A 6,281-nucleotide genomic window follows, 5' to 3' on the forward strand; every position below is an offset into this window, starting at 1 on the left:
TATTATTGCAATTCTTTTTCAGAAAGTTGTTTCAAATATAAGGCGGCATAATAGCCATTTTTATTTATCAATTGATTATGAGAGCCTTGTTCGATTATTTTCCCTTCATCGAGGATAATAATTCTATCTGCATTTTTAGCTGAAGAGACTCTGTGACTCACAATAATGGTTGTTTTGCTCTTGCAAATCCCCTGTAAATTATTCAAAATAGCTTCTTCGGTTTCCGTATCAATAGCTGACAAACAATCGTCGAAAAGTAATATTTTTGGGTCTTTAATGATTGCCCTAGCAATAGAAACTCGTTGTTTTTGTCCGCCAGAAAGCGTGATTCCTCTTTCGCCAAGAATTGTATTGTATTGCTTGTTGAAACCAATAATATTATCGTGAACTTCGGCACTTTTAGCAGCAGCTTCAACTTCCTCATCACTGGCCTCTTCTTTGCCAAACTTGATGTTATTTTTAATAGAGTCTGAAAACAAAAAAGCATCTTGTGGCACGATTCCAATGCTATTTCTCAAATCGGATAAGTTAATCTTACTAATTTCGTTTCCGTCAATGGTGATTTGCCCTTCGGTTACTTCGTACAGACGAGAAATTAGTGAAATGACGGTTGATTTCCCAGAACCTGTTTTTCCTAAAATAGCCAAAGTTTCCCCTTTATTAACTTTAAAGCTAACGCCTTGTAGTGCTTTTATATTCGTGTCTTCGTAAGTGTAACAAACATTTTCGAAAGAAATGGCACCTTCTATAATTGATTTTTCGGGGTTCTTGTTTTGTATTTCGGGTTCGATTTTTAAGAATTCATTAATCCTTTTTTGAGAAGCTTCTGCTTCTTGAACCATAGACGAAACCCAACCTAGGGAAGCCACTGGCCAGGTAAGCATATTTACATATAGGATAAATTCAGCGATGGTTCCAATACTTTTTATGGTTCCGTCAATGTACATTAATCCGCCAAAATAAATAACAATCAAGTTGCTAATTCCGATAAGTGCAATCATCAGGGGTCCAAATAATGCCTGTATTCTTGCCAAATTTAAACTCTTGCTTTTGCTTTCATTGGCTAATTCTCCAAGATTTTTTTGGTATTGGTCTTCTAATGAATAGGCTTTAATTACCCGAATTCCCGAAAATATTTCTTGGGTGAAACTGGAAATTTTGGATAAATATTGTTGAAAAACTGTACTTCTGTTGTTGATTTCTGAACTTATTTTATAAATAGCATAAGACAAAATAGGCAAAGGAATCAAGGTGTAAAAAGTTAGTCGTGGCGAAACGTTGAACATATATATAATCACGATGGCAAATCGGACAAACGTATTTATAGAGTACATCACCGCAGGCCCCACGTACATTCTTACTTTTGAAACATCTTCGCTAATCCGGCTCATCAAATCTCCAGTTCGATTTTGTTTGTAAAAATTCTGCGAAAGATTTTCATATTGTCTAAAAACTTCATTTTTCAAATCAAATTCGATATGACGTGACATTACAATAAGAGTTTGTCTCATCAAAAAGGAAAGAAAACCAGCTATCATTGTCGTGGCAATTATCCATAAAATGTTTGAAATTAATTCCTGTTGAACAATAGCTTTTCCAGTAGTATTGTCTGTGGAAAAACTTTCAATTATTTTAAATGATTTGCTGATTAATTTTGGTGTAAACAAAGAAAATATCTGGGCAATAATGGTTATAAAAATGCCCAGCAAAAAACTGAATTTATATTTGACGAAATATTTATTTAAGTAACTTAATTCTTTCATGTGGATTAAAGATTCTTTAGAAATTCAAAGGTAAGATGAAATTAAGATATTTTTCAAGTTTAATTATATTTTAAAAAATGAAATTCATATTTTTGCCAACTAATTAATAAAAGTTCTTACAAGGTGGTAAATAGAAGACATATTCGTGTTAAGGTCATGCAATCCATTTATGCGATGCATCAAAATGGATCAGATGATTTAGAAAAAGAAGAAAAATTTCTTTTTCACAGTATTGATGCCATCCAAGATTTATATCTTATTATGATTTCATCGTTGATAGAAATTTGTAAAAAAGAAACCATCTTTTTGCATAAATCAAGTCAAAAACATCTTGCCACTCCTCAGGAACGCAAACCAAACGAGAAGTTTATCAAGAATAGTATTTTTCAAATTCTTGCCGAAAATAATTCTCTAAGTACGGCATTGGAAAACCGTAAAATCAACAATTGGACGTTAAACGATGATTACATTCTAATTCTTCTTAATGACATAAAGCAAAGTAAATTGTACGCAAAATACATGAGTAATGCCATTAATACTTTTGAAGAAGACAAGGAATTTATTGTTAATTTGTTTATGGATGTTATTGTTCCCAATGACAAACTGTATGAATATTTAGAAGATAACAAGTTGACTTGGGTTGACGATATTCCTTTAGTAAATACAGAGATTATTAAGCAATTAAAAGCTATAAAACCTGTTGAAGAAGGAAATTTCAGGGTTCCAAAATTATATAAAGACAATGAAGATAGGGATTTTGTCAAGGATTTATATAGAAAAACAGCCTTAAACGAATCAGAATTAGCGAAAGAATACATAGACAAAACCCCTAACTGGGATAGCGATAGAATTGCAGAAATTGACACCATTATTCTTAAAATGGCGATTTGCGAATTCTTGAAATTTCCTTCGATTCCTGTAAAAGTAACTTTAAATGAATATTTAGAGCTTGCCAAAGAATATTCTACGCCAAAAAGCAGTATTTTTATCAACGGAATTTTAGACAATTTAGTAAAAGAACTACAGGCCAACAATAGGATTATTAAAGTGGGTCGTGGATTAATGTAATATAAATAATAAACAAAAAAAGATTAAAATTATGGAAGGATTAGGACAATTAGGACAATTTGCACCGTTTTTATTAATGTTTGTGGTAATCTATTTCTTTATGATTAGACCACAACAAAAAAGAGCCAAACAAGAAAAAGCTTTCGAAAGCGCTTTAAAAGTAGGTGACAAAGTCATCACAAAAAGTGGACTTCACGGAAAAGTTGCTGAGCTTTCTGATACAACTGTTGTAATCGAAACTATGGCTGGAAAACTTAAAATGGAGCGTTCTGCTATTTCTATGGAAATGAGCGCCACGTTGAACAAAAAATAATTCTGGATTAGATTCAGAAAAAATAGTAACCGCAAATTTGCAAATTATAGATATCAAATCATTTGATCTAATTTGCAAATTTGCGGTTTTTTTAAGGTAAATTATTTCTATTTCTCTTTTAAAGCTGTTAACTCCGCGATTTTTACAATCACGTCAATTGCTTTTTGCATACTTTCGACAGGGACATACTCGTATTTTCCGTGAAAATTGTGTCCTCCGGCAAAAATGTTTGGACATGGCAAACCTTTATACGATAATTGGCAACCATCAGTTCCACCACGAATGGGTTTTATGAGTGGTTTAATTCCCAATTGTTTCATCGCAATTTCGGCAATATCAACTATGTGTTTTACAGGCAAAACCTTTTCTTTCATATTGTAATATTGGTCTTTTACTTCACTAATTACAATGTCTTCGCCAAATTGCTTTGCAAATTTCTTATTCAATTTCTTGGTGATTTTGGCAATTAATTCTTTGCGTTTTTCGAATTTTTTCTTGCTGTGATCTCTAATAATTAATTCTAAAATGGTTTCTTCGATGCTTCCTGTTAAATGATGTACATGAAAAAAACCTTCATAACCTCTTGTTTCTTGTGGAGTTTCACCCTTTGGTAATTCGTTGATAAAATCAGTAGCAATAAGCATCGAATTTATCATCTTCCCTTTGGCATAACCAGGATGAACGCTTTTTCCTTTGAAAGTAATTTTAGCTCCAGCTGCATTAAAATTTTCATATTCGAGTTCGCCCACTTGGCTTCCGTCCATGGTGTAAGCCCAATCGCATCCAAATTTTTCTACGTCGAAATGATGTGCGCCACGACCAATTTCTTCATCGGGTGTGAATCCAACTCTTATTTTTCCGTGTTTTATTTCTGGATTTTTTATCAGGAATTCCATTGCGGTCATAATTTCGGTGATTCCGGCTTTATCGTCTGCGCCAAGGAGTGTGGTTCCGTCTGTTGTAATCAAAGTTTGTCCTTTGTATTGCAATAAATCCTTGAAATATTTTGGCGATAAAATAATATTTTGGTCGGCATTTAAAATGATGTCTTTGCCGTCATAATTCGGAATAATTTGTGGCTTTACATTGGCACCTGTAAAATCTGGCGTGGTATCAAAGTGCGAAATAAATCCAATTGTTGGCACATCGTGGTCAACATTAGAAGGCAAAGTCGCCATTATATAAGCCTTTTTGTCAATGGTTACCTCTTGCATTCCGATGGCTTTTAATTCCTCTACTAGCTTTTCGGCAAGAACCCATTGTTTTTTTGTGCTGGGAGTTGTTTTTGAATTCGAATCGGATTCGGTGTCAATAATTACGTAACTAATGAAGCGGTCAATGATATTTTGCATTTTATATTTTTTATACAAATATAATCAATTTTTCAGGAGTGAAATTCCGGAAAAGAACAACTTATATATAGAATTTTCTAGAAGTAGATAAGCACATTATTTCTTCAAAATTTTACATATTTTGAAGCATAACACCAAATTGACTCCCTTTATCCCAATCGGTATATCCAATATTAGTTTTTGATTTTGTTTTTGATTTTTAAAGTTTGTCCGTCAACCGTGGCATATTTTTCGGATTCAGCAAAAGTTTTAAAATCGGTTGCGACTTCAAGTTATGTCATTCTGTTTTAAACTTCTAAAACTTCAAAACATTTCCCCATTTTAAAAGAAACATTGTTATAGCTGTAAATCCAATACTATATAAAATTGCAGCTTGCCAATAGTATAATCTGGTTGGCCAAAGATTCCAAATCTTTGTACCATATCCTTTTTTAGCATAACCACTAGTCAGCCTCCAAAACAGAAAAGTGAATATTAAGAAAATCAGTATTGCGATTAATAGTATCCATTTTTTTTCCATTTGTTAAATTTTTAGTTTTATTTTAACGTCGGCCCCCGGCTTGGTCGTCGTTCCTGAGGGAGTTTTCTCCCGAAAGGAATGCGTCCAAGGCGGTGATGTCGGCAGTCCCTGAAAGGGGCGGACGTCATCGCCGGCGTAGCCGGGGGCCGATGGTAGGCAAGCCCGGAGGGATTGCCTACCATCGGTTTTGGCTAAACGGCGTTTTAATGCAGTTTAGGCTTTGTTGGCGGTAGTTTTATCATTTTGTTTTATACATTATTAATAAGAACTTCATGTACGCTCTAATTGAATCTATTCTTGAATTATGTTGAGACCCATTTCATAATTGTAATGAATCAAATTTTTATACATCTGTTTTACCTAGATTCACCAAACACTTGAAATGGAACTCTACGCTCTTTATACTGGTATTTTTCTTTGGCTGCCTGAAACTCAGCATTAGAAATGGAGTGGGCATTGCCGTAACGAAAGTAGCTGTTGCACATCTTGAGCCAGATGGTGGTGAGGTATAGCTTGTCTAAACACTTGAGGATATTACCTTCAAGATTGTCAGCCTGCTTACTGGGCTTTATTTTACCACTAGTCCGAGTGATTTGGCTGGTTCCAAAAGTGACCAGCTCATATAGTTCAAGTGCCATAAGTTTTTCGATTGCATCCATTTGTTCGTACCTAGGATGCTCTTTGAATCTTTCCCAAAGTAAGAGATGGAATTCAGGAATACCTTCATTGGTTATGTCATCAATGAAAGTAGCAGCCTCTACGTTTGTAGTGATGCCCATATCTTTATGAATGGCGCTTTCGACTATTGACTTGTCATGGCCTTCTTTTAGAGCGATGGCATAATACTCATTATCAGAAGCCACGAGAGATGGGTACAGGCCGCAGATAAAGGCCTTGTTATGTTTACCTAGAATGCTACCATTAAAAAGCAGCTTGAGGCGGCCTCTGTTTCCTGGACTGGATTTTCCAATTTGCAAGACATTGTCACCATTAATTACAGTGTAGACATAATCGGTCGCTGGAATGTCATCCAATCTTTGTACTTGCCTGACGTCACCGTGCTTTTTTAGACTATTTAGTATTTTTTCCCTGTGCGACATGATGTTAAATTATTGAATCTTTAAAAATATACACGTACGTTGAATTTTTAGAACCATTTTCCCCTTTCCAGCTATTTAATAACAACATTTTCCTTTTATTTTCAATTTTGTTTTAGTGCAATTACCGCCAACTTGTATATAGGTGCCATAAAATGGCTCCAATCT

6 protein-coding genes are annotated in these 6,281 nt (G+C 34.3%); 2 read left to right on the top strand and 4 right to left on the bottom strand.

Annotation, left to right across the window (positions count from 1 at the left end; all coding sequences use genetic code 11):
- Positions 1–2: 2 nt before the first annotated feature.
- Positions 3–1,763: an ABC transporter ATP-binding protein gene (locus tag AABM59_RS08465; protein WP_338408532.1), complete on the bottom strand. Its 1,761-nt coding sequence runs from the start codon at positions 1,761–1,763 to the stop codon at positions 3–5.
- Between the two features lie 156 nt (positions 1,764–1,919).
- Between AABM59_RS08465 and nusB the strand changes: the two genes are divergently transcribed.
- Positions 1,920–2,831: a transcription antitermination factor NusB gene (gene nusB, locus AABM59_RS08470; protein ID WP_338408537.1), complete on the top strand. Its 912-nt coding sequence runs from the start codon at positions 1,920–1,922 to the stop codon at positions 2,829–2,831.
- 31 nt (positions 2,832–2,862) lie between these two features.
- Complete coding sequence (gene yajC, locus AABM59_RS08475; RefSeq protein WP_338408533.1) at positions 2,863–3,144, top strand: preprotein translocase subunit YajC; 282 nt, start codon at positions 2,863–2,865, stop codon at positions 3,142–3,144.
- A 107-nt stretch (positions 3,145–3,251) separates the two neighbouring features.
- On the opposite strand, the gene pepT is transcribed toward yajC, so the two are convergent.
- The 3 genes from pepT to AABM59_RS08490 all read right to left on the bottom strand — a co-directional run bounded on the left by pepT (position 3,252) and on the right by AABM59_RS08490 (position 6,050).
- Positions 3,252–4,496 carry a peptidase T gene (pepT, locus tag AABM59_RS08480; protein WP_338408534.1) on the bottom strand — a complete coding sequence of 415 codons (1,245 nt, stop codon included), beginning with the start codon at positions 4,494–4,496 and terminating at the stop codon, positions 3,252–3,254.
- 295 nt (positions 4,497–4,791) lie between these two features.
- Positions 4,792–5,016 (bottom strand): hypothetical protein, encoded by a 225-nt coding sequence (locus tag AABM59_RS08485; RefSeq protein ID WP_338408535.1) that lies wholly within the window; start codon positions 5,014–5,016, stop codon positions 4,792–4,794.
- A gap of 356 nt (positions 5,017–5,372) precedes the next feature.
- Positions 5,373–6,050 (bottom strand): hypothetical protein, encoded by a 678-nt coding sequence (locus AABM59_RS08490; protein ID WP_338408536.1) that lies wholly within the window; start codon positions 6,048–6,050, stop codon positions 5,373–5,375.
- Positions 6,051–6,281: the final 231 nt, after the last annotated feature.

Source organism: uncultured Flavobacterium sp., from assembly GCF_963925185.1.
Taxonomy (GTDB): domain Bacteria; phylum Bacteroidota; class Bacteroidia; order Flavobacteriales; family Flavobacteriaceae; genus Flavobacterium.